The sequence below is a fragment of the Terrihabitans rhizophilus genome (genome assembly GCF_033898525.1).
Classification (GTDB): Bacteria; Pseudomonadota; Alphaproteobacteria; order Rhizobiales; family Methylopilaceae; genus Flaviflagellibacter; species Flaviflagellibacter rhizophilus.
In genome coordinates, this window is sequence record NZ_JAXAFJ010000011.1 from 84,505 (window position 1) to 103,555 (window position 19,051).

At 65.0% G+C, this 19,051-nt stretch carries 14 protein-coding genes; 4 read left to right on the plus strand and 10 right to left on the minus strand.

Going from position 1 to position 19,051, the window contains the following annotated elements:
* Positions 1–188 precede the first annotated feature (188 nt).
* From SCD90_RS15040 to SCD90_RS15055, 4 genes are all read left to right on the plus strand, one after another.
* A complete protein-coding gene (locus SCD90_RS15040; protein WP_319845540.1) occupies positions 189–1,298 on the plus strand; it encodes a TRAP transporter substrate-binding protein in 1,110 nt (369 codons plus the stop codon).
* 69 nt (positions 1,299–1,367) lie between these two features.
* Positions 1,368–1,979 carry a TRAP transporter small permease subunit gene (locus SCD90_RS15045; protein ID WP_319845517.1) on the plus strand — a complete coding sequence of 204 codons (612 nt, stop codon included), beginning with the start codon at positions 1,368–1,370 and terminating at the stop codon, positions 1,977–1,979.
* Complete coding sequence (locus SCD90_RS15050) at positions 1,976–3,895, plus strand: TRAP transporter large permease (protein ID WP_319845518.1); 1,920 nt, start codon at positions 1,976–1,978, stop codon at positions 3,893–3,895. Before SCD90_RS15045 ends, SCD90_RS15050 begins: the two co-directional genes overlap by 4 nt.
* Before the next feature lie 89 nt (positions 3,896–3,984).
* Positions 3,985–5,016 carry a glycosyltransferase family 8 protein gene (locus tag SCD90_RS15055; protein WP_319845519.1) on the plus strand — a complete coding sequence of 344 codons (1,032 nt, stop codon included), beginning with the start codon at positions 3,985–3,987 and terminating at the stop codon, positions 5,014–5,016.
* On the opposite strand, the gene SCD90_RS15060 is transcribed toward SCD90_RS15055, so the two are convergent.
* The 10 genes from SCD90_RS15060 to gcl form a co-directional block, all read right to left on the minus strand.
* Positions 4,915–5,583 (minus strand): DUF1345 domain-containing protein, encoded by a 669-nt coding sequence (locus tag SCD90_RS15060; protein ID WP_319845521.1) that lies wholly within the window; start codon positions 5,581–5,583, stop codon positions 4,915–4,917. The genes SCD90_RS15055 and SCD90_RS15060 overlap by 102 nt on opposite strands.
* Before the next feature lie 39 nt (positions 5,584–5,622).
* Positions 5,623–8,874: an error-prone DNA polymerase gene (locus tag SCD90_RS15065; RefSeq protein WP_319845522.1), complete on the minus strand. Its 3,252-nt coding sequence runs from the start codon at positions 8,872–8,874 to the stop codon at positions 5,623–5,625.
* Positions 8,871–10,436: a Y-family DNA polymerase gene (locus SCD90_RS15070; RefSeq protein WP_319845523.1), complete on the minus strand. Its 1,566-nt coding sequence runs from the start codon at positions 10,434–10,436 to the stop codon at positions 8,871–8,873. Before SCD90_RS15070 ends, SCD90_RS15065 begins: the two co-directional genes overlap by 4 nt.
* On the minus strand, positions 10,327–11,124 hold the full coding sequence (locus tag SCD90_RS15075) for an ImuA family protein (RefSeq protein ID WP_319845524.1): 798 nt from the start codon (positions 11,122–11,124) through the stop codon (positions 10,327–10,329). The genes SCD90_RS15070 and SCD90_RS15075 overlap by 110 nt, the downstream gene beginning before the upstream one ends.
* A 123-nt stretch (positions 11,125–11,247) precedes the next feature.
* The gene (locus SCD90_RS15080) at positions 11,248–11,826 is read right to left on the minus strand and encodes an HPF/RaiA family ribosome-associated protein (protein WP_319845525.1); all 579 of its coding nucleotides are present in this window, start codon (positions 11,824–11,826) and stop codon (positions 11,248–11,250) included.
* A gap of 125 nt (positions 11,827–11,951) precedes the next feature.
* Positions 11,952–13,781: an OmpA family protein gene (locus tag SCD90_RS15085; RefSeq protein WP_319845526.1), complete on the minus strand. Its 1,830-nt coding sequence runs from the start codon at positions 13,779–13,781 to the stop codon at positions 11,952–11,954.
* A gap of 276 nt (positions 13,782–14,057) precedes the next feature.
* Entirely contained in the window at positions 14,058–15,032 is a 975-nt protein-coding gene (locus SCD90_RS15090; protein WP_319845527.1) for a 2-dehydropantoate 2-reductase, read from the minus strand.
* A gap of 135 nt (positions 15,033–15,167) precedes the next feature.
* The gene (locus SCD90_RS15095; RefSeq protein WP_319845529.1) at positions 15,168–16,052 is read right to left on the minus strand and encodes a 2-hydroxy-3-oxopropionate reductase; all 885 of its coding nucleotides are present in this window, start codon (positions 16,050–16,052) and stop codon (positions 15,168–15,170) included.
* Positions 16,053–16,094: 42 nt separating this feature from the next.
* Positions 16,095–16,862, minus strand: a complete 768-nt coding sequence (otnI, locus tag SCD90_RS15100) for a 2-oxo-tetronate isomerase (protein ID WP_319845530.1) — start codon at positions 16,860–16,862, stop codon at positions 16,095–16,097.
* Positions 16,863–16,908: 46 nt separating this feature from the next.
* Positions 16,909–18,684 carry a glyoxylate carboligase gene (gcl, locus tag SCD90_RS15105; RefSeq protein WP_319845531.1) on the minus strand — a complete coding sequence of 592 codons (1,776 nt, stop codon included), beginning with the start codon at positions 18,682–18,684 and terminating at the stop codon, positions 16,909–16,911.
* Positions 18,685–19,051 lie beyond the last annotated feature (367 nt).

The window sequence follows — 19,051 nt, forward strand, 5'->3', positions numbered from 1 at the left end:
AGACGCAACGCGCAGCGGAAGGTCACTTTCCGGTGCTTCGCGCCCTGCTGACGGCATGGGCACCGCTAAAAACCGCACGAGACGGTGCATGCCCGCCATGCGCCTGTTGAAGAGCTGTGATGATGCTGGTTTATTGCGGCTCCCGGCCGTGACGGCCGCGGCAACGAATAATCGGAGGAAGTGCCTTGCTGAACCGGCGTAACTTCATTCGCACCGGAGCGCTCGGCGCTGCGGGCGCAGCCACGCTTGCCGCTCCTGCCATCGCGCAGAGCAGCCCGAAGATCCAGTGGCGCTGCACGTCCTCGTTCCCGAAGTCGCTCGACACCATCTATGGCGGCGCGGCCGATCTGGCGAAGTTCGTGCATGAGGCGACCGACGGCAATTTCGACATCCAGGTCTTCGCCGCAGGCGAGATCGTGCCCGGCCTGCAGGCTGCCGACGCGGTGACCAATGGCACCGTGCAGATGTGCCACACCGCCGCTTACTATTATGTCGGCAAGGATCCGACCTGGGCGCTCGGCGCCTCGGTTCCGTTCGGCCTCAACGCCCGCGCCATGCAGGCCTGGCTGGCCTATGGCGGCGGCACCGGCCTGCTGAACGAGTTCTTCAACACCCAGAACCTGCACTACATCCCCGGCGGCAACACCGGCACGCAGATGGGCGGCTGGTTCCGCCGCGAGATCAAGTCTGTCGCGGACCTCAGCGGCCTCAAGATGCGCATTGCCGGCCTCGCGGGTCAGGTGATGGGCAAGCTCGGCGTGGTGCCGCAGCAGGTCGCCGGCGGCGACATCTACCCCTCGCTGGAGCGTGGAACGATCGATGCTGCCGAGTGGATCGGCCCGTACGACGACGAGAAGCTGGGCTTCGTGAAAGTGGCCCCGTTCTATTATTATCCCGGCTGGTGGGAGGGCAGTCTCGAGCTGAACTTCTTCATCAACAAGCAGCAGTTCGACCAGCTCCCAGCCAACTACAAGAGCCTGCTGGAAACCGCAGCACGTGCGGCCACCCTCGAAATGCTGGCCGAGTACGACTACAAGAACCCCGCCGCCCTCAACCGCCTCGTCGCCAGCGGGGCGCAACTGCGTCCGTTCCCGCAGGACGTGATGGCTGCCTCCTTCAAGGCCGCACAGGAAGTCTACGACGAGATCACGGCCAAGAACGCGCCGTTCAAGAAGATCTACGACTCGATGACGGCGTTCCGGGCGGACACCGTGCTCTACCAGCAGGTGGCGGAGTACACGTTCGACACCTTCATGATGATGCGCCAGCGCGAAGGCGCGCTGAAGCCGAAGGGTTGATCCCCAACATCTGACAACAACCAGCAGGACCGCACGTGCGGTCCTGCTTTTATTTCTGGAGCATGCACATTGTCCGGGCTCTTGGCCTTGTCTCGCGGGATCGACGCCGTGACCACCTTTATCGGGCGGTCCGTTTCCTGGCTGATCCTCGTTGTCGTTCTCGTCAGTGCGGGCAATGCCATCGTTCGCAAGGCGTTCAACATCTCGTCGAACGGCTGGCTTGAGATCCAGTGGTACCTGTTCGGCGCCATCTTCATGCTGGCCGCCGCCTGGGCCTTGCAGCGAAACGACCACATCCGGGTCGACATCATCTCCGGGATGCTGTCGCGGCGCACGCGCGACTGGATCGACTTTCTCGGCCACATATTCATGCTGCTGCCGTTTACGGTGCTGATGGTGTGGCTGCTCATTCCCTATGTGCGGCTTTCCTATACAAGCGGCGAGTACTCGCCGAACGCCGGCGGCCTTCTGCTCTGGCCCGCGAAGGCTCTCTTGCTCGCAGGCTTCGTGCTGCTGATCGCGCAGGGCCTCTCCGAACTGATCAAGCGCGGCGCGATCCTGTTCTGCGGAATGGAGGACACCACCCCCGTGCACGAACAGGCCTCCGTCGAGGACGAGATCGCGAAATTCATCCCCGAGGATGAACGGCTGCAGACCACCGGCAAGGAGGTGCGCCCGTGATCGAGTTCATCGCCCACAATCTCGCGCCCATCATGTTCGCGAGCCTGGTGTTGTTCCTGCTGCTGGGCTACCCGGTGGCCTTCGCGCTCGCCGCCAACGGCCTCCTGTTCTTCGTAATCGGCGTGGAGCTTGCGCCCTTCTCCAACGGACAAATCAACCTTTTCTGGCCCTTGCTGGGTGCCTTGCCAGATCGCTTCTTCGGCGGCGTCATGGCCAACGACACGCTGCTGGCCATCCCGTTCTTCACCTTCATGGGGCTGATCCTCGAACGGTCCGGCATGGCCGAGGACCTGCTCGACACCATTGGCCAATTGTTCGGACCACTGCGCGGCGGGCTCGCCTACGCCGTCATCTTCGTGGGCGCCCTTCTGGCTGCGACGACCGGCGTAGTGGCGGCATCCGTCATCGCCATGGGCCTTATCTCGCTGCCGATCATGCTGCGCTACGGCTATGACCGCAGGCTTGCTTCCGGCGTGATCGCGGCGTCCGGCACGCTGGCGCAGATCATTCCGCCGTCGCTCGTCCTCATCGTGCTCGCCGACCAGCTCGGCCGCTCGGTCGGCGACATGTATACGGGCGCGATCATTCCGGGCCTCGTGCTGACAAGCCTGTATGTGGGCTACGTCTTCATTGTCTCGATGATCTGGCCAAAGGCCGCGCCGGCCCTGCCGCCGGAGGCGCGGACCCTGGGCAAGGGAGTAACCTCGCTGCTGGTGGCGCTTGCCATCGGTGCCGCCATCACGGTGTTCGGCGACCGGCTGCTCCTGCCTTACGCGCCGACTTCAGCCGGCGTCTGGGCCGCCACTTTGGCGACCGTGCTGGTCTACGCCGCAGCCGTTGCGAACAAGGCGTTCAACCTGCGGATCCTGTCCTATCTGGCACAGCAGGTCATCATCGTGATGATCCCGCCGCTTGCGCTGATCTTCCTTGTTCTGGGCACCATCTTCCTCGGCATCGCGACGCCGACCGAAGGCGGTGCCATGGGCGCGGTCGGCGCCCTCATTCTGGCCTTCGCCAAGCGCCGGCTCAACCTGTCCTTGATGATCCAGGCCATGGAGTCGACCACCAAGCTGTCCGCCTTCGTGCTGTTCATCCTGATCGGCGCGCGCGTGTTCTCGCTGACCTTCTACGGCGTGAACGGCCACATCTGGGTGGAGGAACTGCTGACCTCCGTTCCCGGCGGGCAGATGGGCTTCCTGATCGTCGTCAACGTGCTTGTCTTCGTGCTGGCCTTCTTCCTCGATTTCTTCGAGCTGGCCTTCATCATCGTGCCGCTTCTGGGGCCGATCGCGGACAAGATGGGCATCGACCTGATCTGGTTCGGTATCCTGCTCGGCATCAACATGCAGACCTCGTTCATGCATCCGCCGTTCGGTTTCGCCCTGTTCTACCTGCGCTCGGTCGCGCCGCGCGGCATGTTCAAGGACAAGGTCACGGGACGCGAGACGCGCGGCGTGAGCACGGGCGAGATCTACCAGGGCGCTATCCCCTTCGTGGTGATCCAGCTCATCATGGTGGCGTTGACGATCGCCTTCCCCGGGATGGTGATGCACTACAAATCCGAGCCCGCACCGAGAGCACCTGTGCAGGTGGGTGCACCGGGCGAGTTTGGGCTGCCACCGCTCGGCGGCATGGGCGGAAGCGGCGACAACAATCCGCTCGGCCTGCCGCCGCTTGGCGGATCCGGTTCCGGTCCGGGAACGGGCGACAACAACCCGCTCGGTCTTCCGCCTCTCGGCGGTGGTGGTGCGGGTATTGCCGCGCCGGCACAGGACAATCCTCTAGGACTTCCGCCCTTGGGAATGCCACCGGCGGGATTGGGTGCGCCAGCGTCTCCCGCTGAACCCCCGCTTGGTCTCCCGCCGCCGGATTTCGGCGGCGGACAACCGGCTCCGGCAACACCGCCGGCACCCTGAGGCCTGTGATCGGGCGTTAGGTTCGAACCCGGGGAGGGTGGGCGCAAAAGGCGTTCCCCTTCCGACCGGGAATCAGGTCTTGTGTCCTCATGATCATCGCCTGCGTCACCGACCATCAGTACGCCGACATGGCGGGAGTGCTGCTGCACTCCATCGAGGCCAATGGACAGGTTCCGGACGCGCGGGTGGTGGTGTTCGGCCATGATCTGCCGGAAACCGACGAAGAACGGCTGCGCGGCTGTGTGGAGCATCTGACGCTCGAGGTACGAGACATTCCGGCAGCGGTCGCAGACCGCATCAAAGAACTGCCATCCAATCAGCTTTTCCCGGCGGCATCGTCGGTCAGGCTCCTGCTGGGCGATCTGCTGCCGGATGACAGCGGTAGGGTGCTCTATCTCGACAGCGACACCCTGGTGAACGGCAGCCTGCGCCCGCTGTTCACGATGCAGATGCGTGGCCGCATCGCGGCGGCCGTTCAGGATCCCGCCCATCCGGACATGCAAAGGTTGATGAACCGCCGGATCGGGCGTGCGGAAGATGCGGTGTACGTGAATTCGGGCGTGCTGCTGATAGAGCTCGGGCGTTGGCGGCACGAGCGGGTCGGCGAGCGGTGCCTCGACTGGATGGCGGCGCATCCGGAGGCGGCCCTGCCGGATCAGGACGCGCTGAACGTCGTTCTCGGTGGCGAGTTCGCACTGCTCGACCGCCGCTGGAACCTGTTCACCGAAGTTCCAGGCTGCATTCCGGCCGAACGCTACAGCGCGGCGACGGTGGTGCATTTCAGCGGCTACGCGAAGCCGACCTTCGCTGAATGCACCCACCCGCTTGCCGGGGAGTTCATCCGGCTGCGCCTGCGCACGCCGTGGAAGGATGTGCCGATCCTGACCAGGCGCCCGCATAGCGGTTTGCTGGGGCTTCCTGCACGGCTGCGCAGCCGCAAAACGCTCGACCAGCCGCGTTCACTGACCCGTGCGGAGTACAGGGCGCTGCTTGCGAGGGCCGAGCCGCCTCAGTCCGCGCTACAGAAGCCCCGCGCCGACATTGATGGCGAGAGCCAGAATGGCGGTGTTGAACAGGAAGGCCAGGATCGTATGGGCAAGGACGACCCTGCGCAGGCGTGATGAGGCGACCTCGACATCCGAGGTCTGCGCCGCCGCGCCGATGGTGAAGGAGAAGTACAGGAAGTCCCAATAGGTGGGCTCCTGCGGATCGTCGGGAAACTTCAGGCCGATGCCGGTGTCGGGATTGTAGTGGTCGTGAGCGTAGTGCAGCGCGAGAAGCGTGTGCAGGAAGAACCACGACACGATGATGGTGGAACCTGCCAGCATGATGCGCCAGCCTGCATCACCGGTTGCCGCCTTTACGGCGTGGAGTTCGAAACCCGTTGCGCCAAGGCTGGCGAGCGCGGCGATGACGGTGAGTACCGTGACGATCCAGGCGGCGGGATCGAGATCGTCGGAGCGCTGGCGGATGTGATCCGCCGATGCGGTCAGCATCATCGAACCGGCGAGCACGAGGTAGAGCAGCGCACCGAAGTTCCAGGCCAGCAGGAGCCGGGTCGAGAGCTCGAACGAGCCCCCGAGGATGAAGGCCACCACGGTCAGCGCCATGCACAGCAGGATTCGCGGCTGGGTGCCGACGAAGTGGGGCAGGCGCGTGGTCAGGAAGCTTTTGGACACGGGGACCATGATGTTGCGGCGAGCTTAGGCTGTCGCGAAGGCTGGCTGCTAGTGGAAATCCCGTGACTTTGGGATGATGCGCTCCTGTCTTGGATGGGTCGAGGTGCGGGGATGCTGCGGGTGCAGGATCTCGTCCGCGCGGGTCAGCTGGAAATGGGCCTGCCGGTGCTCCGCCAGACGGGAGAGGTCTCCGCTGCGGTCGATCAGCCGCTGCGAGATGAGGTGGACGACGCCCTCCTCGCTGCGCTGCACCTGCCCGTGCACCTCGATGAGGCGCGAGCCCATGACCTCGCGCCGGAACTGCTGGAACAGGCTGGCCCAGACCACGATGTTGAGGACGCCGGTTTCATCCTCGACGGTCATGAACACCACATTGCCGTTTCCCGGCCGCTGCCGGACCAGCACCACGCCCGCCGCCTTGACCCAGGAATTGTGCCGCGCCCGGTCGATCTCCGCACAGCTTCGGATGCCTTCCCCGCGCAGGCTCTCGCGAAGGAACTGCATTGGATGCGCCTTCAGCGACAGGCGGGTGACCTGATAGTCCGTGACCACATGCTCGACGAGGGGCATGGCGGGCAGGAAGGCATCCGGCTCCTCCGCCAGTTCGGCCGCTTCGGCCGCAGCGAACAGGGGCAGCGCCTCGCCGCCGGGCAGGCGGCGCACCGTCCACAGTGCGTTGCGGCGGTCGAGGCCTATCGAGGTGCAGGCATCGGCATCGGCCAGTTTCTCCAGCGCGGTACGGGGCAGGCCGGTGCGGCGGGCAAGGGCCTCGAGATCCGGAAAGCCTGCCATTCGGTGGGAAGCCAGCCGGTCCGCCCATTCCTGCCGGAAGCCGTCGATCTGCCGGAAGCCGAGACGCAGCGCGAAGCGCTTCTTGCCAATCGGCTCAAGCGTGCAGTCCCAGTGGCTGTGATTGATGTCGATGGGCCGCACCTCGACACCGTGTTCCTGCGCATCACGCACCAGTTGCGCCGGCGCGTAGAAGCCCATGGGCTGCGAATTCAGGATGGCACAGGCGAACACGTCCGGATGGTGGCACTTGATCCAGGACGAGACGTAGACGAGGTGGGCGAAGGCTGCGGCATGGCTTTCCGGGAAGCCATAGGTGCCGAAGCCCTCGATCTGCGCGAAGCAGCGCTCGGCGAAGGCGCGATCATAGCCGCGCCGCGTCATGCCGTTCACCATCTTGTCCCGGAAGGTGTGGATGGTGCCGACATAGCGGAACGTCGCCATGGCGCGGCGCAGCCCGTTGGCCTCGTCCGGGGTAAACTCCGCCGCCACGATGGCGAGCTTCATTGCCTGCTCCTGGAACAGCGGCACGCCAAAGGTCTTGCCGAGAACCTGCTCCAGTTCATCCTGCGGATAACCGGGGCCGGGACGGGGAATTTCCACCACCTCCTTCTTGGCGCGACGTCGCAAATAGGGATGGACCATGTCTCCCTGGATGGGACCGGGCCGCACGATGGCGACCTCGATGACGAGGTCGTAGAACGTCCTCGGCTTCATGCGCGGGAGCATGTTGATCTGGGCGCGGCTCTCCACCTGGAAAACGCCGATGGAATCCCCCTTGCACAGCATGTCGTATGTGGCTTTGTCCTCGCTATCGATGGAGGACAGGCTGTGATCGAGCCCCTTGTGCTCGCCCAGCAGGACCAGCGCCTTCTTCAGGCAGGTCAGCATGCCGAGCGCCAGCACATCGACCTTCATCAGCTTCAGCTCACCGATGTCGTCACGGTCCCATTCGATGAAGGTGCGGTCTTCCATCGCGGCATTGCCGATGGGAACCGTTTCGTCCAACCGGTCGCGCGTGAGGATGAAGCCGCCGACATGCTGCGAGAGATGGCGCGGAAAGCCGATGAGCTGATTGGCAAAGGCGACAGCTCTGGCGATCTCCGGATTTTCCGGACGCTGGCCGGCCTGCCGGACCTGGTCGTCGGGAAGATTGTCTCCCCACCCGCCCCACACCGTGGCTGCAAGTGAGGAGGTCACGTCCTCGCTGAGGCCCAGCACCTTGCCGACTTCGCGGATGGCGCTGCGAGGCCGATACTTGATGACGGTGGCGGCGATGCCGGCGCGGTGGCGCCCATAGCGCTGGTAGATGTGCTGGATGACCTCCTCGCGCCGCTCATGCTCGAAGTCGACATCGATGTCCGGCGGCTCCTTGCGCTCCTTGGAGAGGAAGCGGGCGAACAGGACGTCGATCTGCTCGGGGTCCACATTGGTGATGCCGAGGATGAAGCAGACGACCGAATTGGCCGCCGACCCACGCCCCTGGCACAGGATGCCGCGATCATCGGCAAAGCGGACGATGTCGTGAATGGTGAGGAAGTATCGGGCGTAGTCCGCCTCCGCGATGAAGAGGAGCTCCTTGTGCAGGAGATCCTCGACCTTGGCGGGGATGCCGTCGGGGTAGCGCAGGCAAGCACGGCGCCAGCACAGGTCCTCAAGATGCGCCTGAGGCGTCCTTCCCGGCGGGACCGGCTCGTCCGGGTAATTGTATTCGAGTTCCGACAGGGTGAACTCGACGCGAGACAGAAGGTGGCCGGTTTCGGCCACTGCGTCCGGTGCGTCCCGGAACAGACGCTCCATCTCGACCGGGCTTTTCAGGTGCCGCTCGGCATTGGCTTCGAGAATGCGGCCGGCGCTTTCGATTTTCAGGCCTTCGCGGATGCAGGTGATGATGTCCTGCAGGGGACGCTGTTCGGGCGCGTGGTAAAGCACATCGTTGACGGCGATGAGGGGGATGCCGTGCCGCTCGGCAAGCCTGCGCGTGGCGAGGAGCCGCCGGCGGTCCGGCCCTTTGCGGTGCATGGTGGCGGCCAGCCAGAGCGAGCCGGAGGCGGCTTCCGCAAGCATGCCAAGCAGGTTGTCCATGTTTCGGCGCTCGCCCGGCATGGCGATGAGCAGCAAATCGCGCGCATCGGCCACGAGATCGCCGACCCGCAGCAGGCACTGGCCCTTGCGGCCGCGCAGATTGCCCGTGGTGAGGAGACGGCAGAGACGGCCCCAACCGGCGCGGTTGGAGGGGTAGGCTATGATGTCCGGCGTGCCGTCCATGAAGACGAGCCGGGACCCCACCGCCAGCTTGAAAGGTGAGTGGTAGCCGAACTTCTCAACGGCCCCTTCCTGCGCGATGCGCAGGGCCGCATGGGCGCGCACCACGCCGGCCACGGTGTTGCGGTCGGCGATGCCGATGCCGGAATGGTCGAGTTCCAGGGCGCGGGCGACCAGATCGCCTGGATGGGAGGCGCCCCGCAGGAACGAGAAATTGCTGGCTGCGGCCAGTTCAGCATAGCTCATGCGAACAGCCCGTGCACGAACCAGCGGGGGTGCCCGGTCTCCGCGGTGTAGAGACCTTCGCGGTAGAGCCAGAAGCGGCGGCCTTCGCGATCCTCGACGCGAAAATAATCGCGGGTAGCCGCGCCCTCTTCGTCCTTCCACCATTCCGGTGCGATGCGTTCCGGGCCCTCGGCATGGGCGACTTCGTGCATCACGCGACGCCAGCGGAAGCGGCGGGGCGGGCCGTCCGGCACCTCCGACAGCGTTTCTTCCACCGGCTCCGGCGAGGCGAACAGGCGCAGTGGACGCAGGGGAGGGTCATCCGGCTGAGGTCCGGTCCAGGACGCCTCCGATGCGGGGCCGGAGAAGTAGGGAGGGGTGTGCGCGGCCCGCTCCGGCACATGGCTTTCATGCGCCACGAAGCGCAGTACCTTGGCAGGGTTGAACCGTGCGCCGAGCCGGTCCACCGCCTCGGCGATCCGCTCATCCGTCTGCTCCTCGCCGTCCAGCCGGGTCTGGGATTGGGCCTTGACCTCCGCTGCGAGGACGGAGAGGCGGATCATGTCGAAGCCGAACCCGGGATCGATGGGATCGGCCAAGGCATCCAGCCGTTCATCGAAGAGGCGTGCAAGGGCATCTGGACCCCGCATGGCCTGTCCGGTCTGGACGCGGATGCGGCGCACGGCACCATCCGCCCGGAAAAACGCCCCCTCGAAGATGCGACCGCCTTCTCCGCGTGCTTCGAGAACGGATGCGAGATCGCCGGCAAGCTGCTGCAATGTGCCGAGCACATCCTCGGCGCGGCCGATGGGCTCCGCGAAACGGCGTTCCGCCGCCAGCTCCGGAAGAGGGGTACGCGGTGAAATGGGGCTGTCCACCTCACCCAGCGTGCGGACCAGCCTGTCCAGGAGATCGGCTCCGAAGCGCGCGGCAAGGGGCGCGCGGGGGCGGTCGGCCAGATCGGCGATGGTCTTGAGGCCGGCGCGCGCGAGGGCCGTTATCCGCTCGGCATCGAGGCCGAGAGCCGCGAGCGGCAGCGGGCGCACGGCTGCAGCTTCCCCGCCGGATGGGACCACGCCGCCGGGCGAATAGCGGGCGAGCGCTGCCGCCGCATCGGGCGTACTGGCAAGAGCCGTGCGAGGGCTGAAGCCCGCTTGGGCAAGGCGAACCCGCAGGTCATTGCGCAGTGCGGCTTCCCCGCCGAACAGGTGCGCGCAGCCGGTAATGTCCAGGTTGAGGCCGTCTGGAGTACTGAGCCCCACCATGGGCGTGTAGCGCTCGCACCAGCCGGCAAGGCGTTCGATCAGGGCATGATCGGCTGCCGGATTCTCATCCTCGATGGAGAGATCGGGCACGCGGGCGCGGGCATCCGCAAGGGTAAGGCCGGGCCGCAGGCCGAGTTCCAGCGCCCGCCGGTCGGCATGGGCGATGCGCTGCGCGCCACGCACACGCGCCAGCACCACGAGAGGCCGTTCATCCGGCGTGCCGCCAGCGCGCCGCCGCAGCCGGTGCACGCGGTCGCAGGGCAGGAGAGGAAACCACACCGCGAGATAGCGCCGGCTCCCGGAAAGAAGACTGCTCACGGTCCCACTCCACATACCAGCGGCGGGGCGGGAAACCGGCCCTGTGCCGCAGCAGATCAAGCTGAAAAACGGGATGACCGGGGGCGCCGGCCTCCAAGGGAAGGGATGGCGCCGCCCGCACGCTCCACCGGCTGAGGGCGGCGCTCGGCACCGGTTCGGCCGCCAGCCGGATGAGGAACAGGCCAACCCCTGAGCGCGCGCACGCGGCGGCAAGGCGACGGGTCGCGGTGAGGTCCAGCACTTCGGGCTGGCCCCATGGTTCCATGATGACCGCGCCCAGCGCGCCGCAGCGCAGGGCCTCGTTCGCCGCCCGCAGGGCAGCCCGCGCGTCGCGCACCCGCACCATGATGATACGGCCGGGATCCGCACCCCAATCCGCCAGACCGGGGGCGTAAAGTTCTCCCGTTTCCTGGGCCACCATGTCCTGCCGAACCCATACAAGGCTCCGGCTCCGCCCGCAGGCGCGCAAAGTCATGGAGAGCCCCATGCCGGTGGCGGCAGGCCCGTCGGCGGCGCTGGCGGCAAAGATCTCGTGCAGGGCGGCACGCGGAAGCCCGCCCCCGATTGCGGCGTCGAGACCCGCAATGCCAAAGGTGAACCGGGCTTCAGGCGCCAATTCCATGCCCGCCGGTTCCAGCGTGGCAAGGCTCCGCCTGAGCCCGGCAAGGGTATCCTGCCGGGATGTCATCTTCTGTGTTCCTGATTTGTTCTAGGAAAGGGCAGTGCCCGGCAGGAGTCAAGAAGAGTCAGCGGGGCTGTTTGTGGAGAGGGTGAACGAGAAAAGGGGCTGCCTAAGCAGCCCCTTGAAATATCAGGCGCTTTCCTTGACGCGCACCTTGGAGGCTATGGGGCCGGTGTCTCCCAGATCCTCCACGTAATGCACTTCATCCCCGCGCTTCAGGCTGTCGAAATCGCCCGTCAGCAGGCTGTTGCGGTGGAAGTAAAGCAGGCCGCCCTCCTTTGTGAGAAGGAAGCCGTGGTCTGCCTCGGGTGCCATCTCGGCCACCTGACCAAGGAACTGGTTGGCACCGTCATGCAGCGGTGCCTTGGTGCGGCCCTTCAGCTGCTCCTTGAAGTCCAGCAACTGGCGCTCGGCGATGCGGAACGCCTCGTTGATGGCGTTGCGCATGTCCGGATCCTGGAACTTCTGCTGCAGGTGTTCCGGCTCATGGCTGACCACAAGGTCCTTGTGCCCCGGCACGCCCACTTCGATGCGCACGACGGGGGGGATGGAATTGGTGGCATTGGTGGCACGTCGCTCCACGCGGACGCGGCACGTCACCAACCGGTCGAACAACTTCTCAAGCCGGGCGATCTTTTCGCGAATGGCTTCTTCCACCCAATCGGAATGCTGGATGTTGTGGAAGGTAATTTCGACAGGAATCTGCACACCTGGTCTCCTTCTTCATAACCAAGGAAAACGTACCATCCTGCGCGCAGTTTCGTGCAATTTGCCGGAAGGGCAAAGAAAAAGCCCGCCGACGATGCGGCGGGCTTTCCCGGAGTTGCAGGGGATCAGTTCCCCTGGGCGTTCAGCAGCGGCGTGATGCGGCGCAATGTGACACGCCGGTTTTCTGCGCTCGCGGACTGCGTATCGACCTTCAGATACTGCTCGCCATAGCCTTGTGTGACCAGGTTTTCGGCGGGAATCTGGAAGTCGGAGCTCAGGATCGCAGCCACTTCCTCGGCGCGCCTGTCGGAAAGGGACAGGTTGTCGATGTCCGAGCCCACGGCATCGGTGTGACCTTCGATGAGGAAGACCTCCTTCGGATCACGGTCGATGACCGCCTGGATGGCCTTTGCAAGCTGCTCCAGCTGGCGAGCCTGGGTCGGGGGCACCGTCCACTGGCCAAACTCGAACTGCACCGTATTGACGTCGACGCTGCGGACGCGCTCACGGAGGCGGACGTTCTGGCGGACCTCGTCGAGCGAGTATTCACGCTCGATGCGCTGAACCGGCGGAGCACGGAAGGTTTCTTCCAGATCTCCGTAGTCCGCCCGGCCATAATCCACCACGTACTCGTCTTCCGGTAGATCGACCTCGACCGGCGGCAGATCGAGATAGACGTTCACGCCACGCGGACGACGGGTGTTGTCGATGAGCACGATCTCACGGTCACGCTCGCGACGGATGCGGCGAAGCAGGCGGCCGTCATCATCGTTGATGGTGACGATCTCCACGCCGTTCGGACGGCGGATGATGGTTTCCACCTCGCCACGCCGGCGCTCGACCCGCACATCACGGGAGTTGCGGCTGAGGCGCTCCGTCTCGTTGTGACGGATGATGGTGCGGCCGCCCTCAGTGATGATGGTGCGGTCGTCGCCTTCGCGGATGACCAGGCGGTCTCCCTGACGCTCCTCGCGGCGGCCGAAGCGTTCGTCGAGACGGCGATCGCGGCGGTCGTAGTCGTTGCTCTCGCGACGCTCCGGATCGGACCGGCGGAATTCACCGCCGCCTTGACGTTCGGCACCGTCCCGGAACTCCTGCCCCGGACGCTGGCGCTCGCCACGACGGTTATCGTCGCCCCGGCGATCACGCTCCGCATTGGGAGCGTCGGCCGGACGTGCGTCAGGGCCACGCGGCGGTGCATCGACACTCGGGCGATTGCCGCCGTTCTGGCGTTCATCAATCCGGTTCTGAAGCTCCTGGGCACGCTGGTCACGCTGGCCGTCACGCTCGCGCCGCTGGTCTTCGACGCGGTTCTGCAGCTCTTCACGCCGCTGATCGCGCTGCCCATCGCGCTCCTGACGCTGCTCGTTGATGCGGTTCTGCAACTCCTCACGGCGCGGCGGAGGGGGCGAGCCATCAGGGGTGCGAGGCTGGGCGGCCGGCTCACGGGCGGCAGGGGGCGTTTCAGGAATTGCGGGCGCTTCCGTGCGTGGGCTGGCGGCAGGCTCGCGAGCAGCGGGAGCGGGACGCTCTTCACGCTGGGGGCGCTCGGGACGCTGTTCACGCGGTGCGCGTTCCGGCGCAGCCTCGCGCTGGGGACGCTCGGGGGCAGCTTCGCGCTGCGGGCGTTCAGGAGAGGCCTCACGCGGTGCACGTTCCGGAGTCGCTTCACGCTGGGGACGTTCCGGGCGCTCCTCACGTTGCGGGCGTTCTGGACGCTCAGGGCGCTCCGGACGTTCTGCGCGCGGGGCGCGCTCGGGGGCTGCCTCACGCTGCGGACGCTCAGGGCGCGCTTCGCGTCCAGACGCGCCGCCTTCCTCCGCACCTTCGCGGCCACGGCGGGGCCGTTCAGGCGGTGCATCTCCGCTCGGCGGGAGCACGTCCGGGGCGGCCTGGGCGAGCAGGACCGTAGAGCCCATGCCGGCCTCGAGGGCCTGGGCGCCGAATGCTGCCAAGGACCCCGAGATCATCGTCCCAGCAAGCAAAGCGTAATGGAGATGTTTCATCTTAAGACCTGTTATCGCAGATAATCGGAAGCAAGGATGGCCGCTTTATTGTGTCGTTTTATTGGCACGGCAAGAATATCACGGAAGATGAATGTTCATTCATGTTCGGCGCACTGAACACGGCGCAGGTCCAGTGGTGAGAAACGCCAATGACTTCTTCCAGTTCCAAGCAAACATAAAAAAAGGGGCGTTGCCGCCCCTTCTCATTCACCTGCTGGAAAAATGTCAGTTCAGGCCGGCCACCTTGGCCCGCTGCTTCACAAGCGCCAACACCGTGTCGATGGTCGGGGTCGCGACCTCCATCATGCGGCCCATCTCCTGGACCACTGTGACGAGCGGCTCGATTTCCATCGGGCGGTCACGCTCCAGATCCTGAAGCATCGAGGTCTTGTGAGCGCCGACGGCACCGGCGCCGTTGATGCGGCGTTCCACGTCGACGCGGAAGCTCACGCCCTGACGGTTCGCGATCTCCTGCGCTTCGAGCATCATTGCCTTGGCGACGGCGCGGGTGGCCGGGTCCGAGGCAATGATGTCGAGCGTCGCGTGGGTGAGGGCGCTGATGGGATTGAAGCAAAGATTGCCCCAAAGCTTCAGCCACAGCTCGTCGCGGATATTGGTCATCACCGGAGCCCGCAGGCCGCCAGCGTTCATGACTTCCGACAGCCGCTCGACGCGGGGAGTGATCTCGCCCGACGGCTCACCGATCGGGAACTTGTCGCCATAGACGTGCTGGATGACACCGGGCTCCACCACTTCCGTGGCCGGATAGACGATGCAGCCGATCGCACGCTCCGGACGCAGAACCTGCCACTGCTTGGCACCGGGATCGATGCTCTCCAGCGTGCGGCCCTCGAGAGCGCCGCCGAACTTGTAGAAGTACCAGTAGGGCACGCCATTGACGGCGGTGACGACGCTGGTGTCGTTGCCCAGCAGCGGCTGCATGGCATCCGCGACCGCAGGCACCGAATGGGCCTTGAGCGCGATGATGACGTAATCCTGCGGACCGAGTTCCTTCGGATCGTCGGTGCAGTTCAGGTGTTCGACGCGCTCTTCGCCCTCGATCAACAGCTTGAGGCCGTTCTTCTTCATGGCCTCGAGGTGGGCGCCGCGCGCCACAAGACTGACCTCAGCGCCGCCGCGTGCGAGCTGAACGCCCATATAGCCGCCGATCGCTCCGGCTCCGTAGATGCAGACCTTCATGATCTCCTCCTCGAGACATGCGCCGGGCCAGGCCGCGATGCGGATGGCCCTCTTTGATTATGAGGCGGGACGTTCAGGCGCCCCGCCATTGTTTTTTTTTCGGGATGCCTGCGGCATCCCGGTCCGCATGGCACCTCAGCCGATCTCGTGGCCGGACAGCAGCTCGATTGCCTTGATCAGCGCCGAATGGTCGAGCCCGCCGCCGCCATTGGCTGCGAGGCCGTTCATCAGCTGTGCGGCATTGGCGGTGTTGGGCAGGGCCACGCCAAGGCTGCGTGCGCCGTTCAGCGCGAGGTTCAGGTCCTTCTGGTGCAACTCGATGCGGAAGCCCGGATTGAAGGTGCGCTTGACCATGCGCTCGCCGTGAACTTCCAGAATGCGCGAATTGGCGAAGCCGCCCATCAGCGCCTCCCGGACCTTTGCCGGATCGGCACCGGCCTTGGACGCGAAGACAAGGGCTTCGGCCACGGCCTGGATGTTCAGCGCGACGATGATCTGGTTCGCGACCTTGGTGGTCTGGCCGTCGCCATTGCCGCCGACGAGGGTGATGTTCTTGCCCATCTTCTCGAAAAGGGGCTTCACCTCGTCGAACACGGCCTGGTCGCCGCCGCACATGATGGTCAGGGACGCCGCCTTGGCGCCGACTTCGCCGCCGGACACAGGCGCGTCGATGTACTTGCCGCCGAGCTCTTCGATCTGCTGGGCGAACTTCTTGGTCTCGATCGGGGAGATCGAAGACATGTCGACCACGATCTTGCCGGCGGAGAAGCCCTCGGCCACGCCGCCCTTGCCGAACAGAACGGCTTCCACATGCGGGGTATCCGGCACCATCGTGAAGATGATGTCGGCGTTCTGCGCGACTTCCGCCGCCGAGTTCACGACCTTGCCGCCGGCATCGCTCAGCTGCGAAGGCACGCCTTCGATGGTGTAGAGGTAAACCGTGTTGCCGGCTGCGATGAGATGACCCGCCATCGGCGCGCCCATGATGCCGAGGCCGATGAAGCCGAGTGTCTTAGCCATTGGTAACCCCCTAGAATTCAGGCTCTGGTGAGAACGGGATGCTTACTTCGGAAGCCAGTTCAGGCCAGCGACGGTTTCCGTCTTCGGCTTGTACTCGCAACCGATCCAGCCGTCGTAGCCGATCTCGTCGATGAAGTTGAACAGGAACGGGTAGTTGATCTCGCCCGTACCCGGCTCGTTGCGGCCCGGATTGTCGGCGAGCTGCATGTGGGCGATGCGCGGAAGGTTGGCCTTGATGGTGGGGGCCAAGTCACCTTCCATGATCTGCATGTGGTAGATGTCGTACTGGAAGAAGAGGTTGTCGGAGGCAACCTCGTCCAGGATCTCGAACGCCTGCGTGCTGTTGTTGAGGAAGAACCCCGGAATGTCGCGGGTGTTGCAGGCCTCGATCAGCAGCTTGATGCCGGCGTCCTTGAGACGCGGAGCGGCGTACTTGATGTTCTCGATGAAGACGCGGCGCGCATCGGCGGGATCGACGTTCTTCGGGATGCCGGACAGGATGTTGACCTGCTTGCAGCCAAGCGCCGTCGCATAGGTGATGGCCTTGTCGACGCCCGCCTGGAACTCAGCCTCGCGGCCGGGAAGGGTGGCGATGCCGCGCTCGCCGCCTGCCCAGTCACCGGCCGGAAGGTTGTGGAGCACTTGGGTCAGGCCGTTGGCCTTGAGGCGCTCCGCGAGCTCTTCCGGCTGGAAGTCGTAGGGGAACAGGTACTCGACGCCCGTGAACCCGGCCTTTGCTGCCGCCTCGAAGCGGTCGAGGAACGGGAGCTCGTTGAAGAGCATGGTCAGGTTAGCCGCAAATTTCGGCACAGGCGTTCTCCGTGTTCAAGACAAAAGCTGTGGGACGTCCCGCCGATCACTCGGCCGGGACGCTCTCCGGCTGGAGATCGAGGACTTCCTCGAACTCGTTCACGTTGTTGATCTCGGTGCCCATGGCGATGTTGGTGACGCGCTCGAGGATGAACTCGACCACGACCGGCACCTGGAACTCTTCCATCATCTCCTTGGCGCGGGCGAAGGCGTCCTGGAACTCGTTCGGCGACTTCACGCGGATCGCCTTGCAGCCGAGGCCTTCCGCCACTGCGACATGGTCCACGCCGTAACCGGCCTGCGTGCCGTCCGACTCGTCGAAGTTGACGTTCTCGAAGGCCAGGGAGACCTCGAAGTCCATCTGGAAGCCGCGCTGCGCCTGGCGGATGAGGCCCAGATAAGAGTTGTTCACGACGACATGCATGTAGGGCAGCTTGTGCTGCGCGCCGGCCGCCAGTTCCTCGATCATGAACTGGAAGTCGTAGTCGCCCGACAGGGCCACGATGTTGGCATCCGGACGCGCGGCGCGCACGCCGAGAGCTGCCGGAAGCGTCCAGCCGAGCGGGCCGGCCTGACCGCAATTGATCCAGTTGCGCGGCTCGTAGACGCGCAGGAACTGCGCACCCGCGATCTGGGAAAGGCCGATGGTCGTGACGTAAGTGGTGTCGCGGCCGAACGCGGCGTTCATCTCTTCATAGACGCGCTGCGGCTTCAGCGGCACGTTGTCGAAGTGGGACTTGCGCTGCATGCGCTGCTTGCGGTCGAGACACTCGGCGGCCCAGGCGCTGCGGTCCTTCAGCGTTCCGGCAGCCTTCAGCTCGCGGGCGGCTTCGACCAGCAGCTCAAGGGCTGCACCGGCATCGGAGACGATGCCGAGATCGGGGCCGAACACACGGCCGATCTGGGTCGGCTCGATGTCGATGTGCACGAACTTGCGGCCGGCGGTGTAGACCTCGACCGAGCCGGTGTGACGGTTGGCCCAGCGATTGCCGATGCCGAACACGAAGTCGGAGGCCAGCATCGAGGCATTGCCGTAGCGGTGGCTGGTCTGGAGGCCGCACATGCCGGCCATCAGCTTGTGGTCGTCAGGGATGGTGCCCCAGCCCATCAAGGTCGGAATGACCGGGATGCCGGTGATCTCGGCGAATTCGGTCAGCAGGTCGGACGCATCGGCGTTGATGACGCCGCCGCCGGACACGATCAGCGGACGCTCCGAGGCGTTCAGCATCTCGAGCGACTTGGCGATCTGCTTCTTGGTCGCCTTCGGCTTGTAGACGGCCAGCGGCTCGTAGGTGTCTTCGTCGAACTCGATCTCGGCGATCTGCACGTCGATCGGAAGGTCGATCAAGACGGGGCCGGGGCGGCCCGAACGCATCAGGTGGAAGGCCTGCTGGAAGACCATCGGGACAAGAGCGGCTTCGCGCACGGTCACCGACCACTTCGTGACCGGCTTCGAGATCGACTCGATGTCGACCGCCTGGAAGTCTTCCTTATAGAGGCGCGAACGGGGCGCCTGTCCGGTGATGCAAAGGATCGGGATGGAATCGGCCTGCGCCGAGTACAGGCCCGTGATCATGTCCGTGCCCGCCGGGCCGGAGGTGCCGATGCAAACGCCGATATTGCCGGCGACCGCACGCGTATAGCCTTCGGCCATGTGCGAGGCTGCTTCGACATGACGCGCCAGGATATGGCGGATCGAACCGCGAGCCTTCATCGCGGAATAGAAAGGGTTGATGGCCGCGCCCGGAACGCCGAAGGCGCAATTTACGCCTTCTTTCTCCAAGACCCTGACTGCCGCGTCGACGGCGCGCATCTTGGCCATATGACTTTCCTCTCTCGATGATTTTGCCCGGGCGCAAGCAGCCTGAAGGGCGCATTGTGTTGGATCGGTTTCCCGAAAGCCCGTGCCATAAACATTCGACCGCCGCAATACGAAAGTCAAAGACGGACCGGCTGTGGTATGCCAAATACCTCAACGTTTGCGGCCGTTCAGTCAATCGCCTGCCGCACAGATTTTCACAGGTGTGCACCTGGATTATGACAGGCGGTCAATGCCGTTGCACGGCCACGTGGTATACGGTATTTCTCAGCGTCAAGGGTGCTGGATAGTGCCTGCTCGGGCGCGTGTGAACGCTCCTTGGGGCTGTGGTGTTCCCCCCGACTTTCGGCTATGGGCGTTCGGCCCTGGC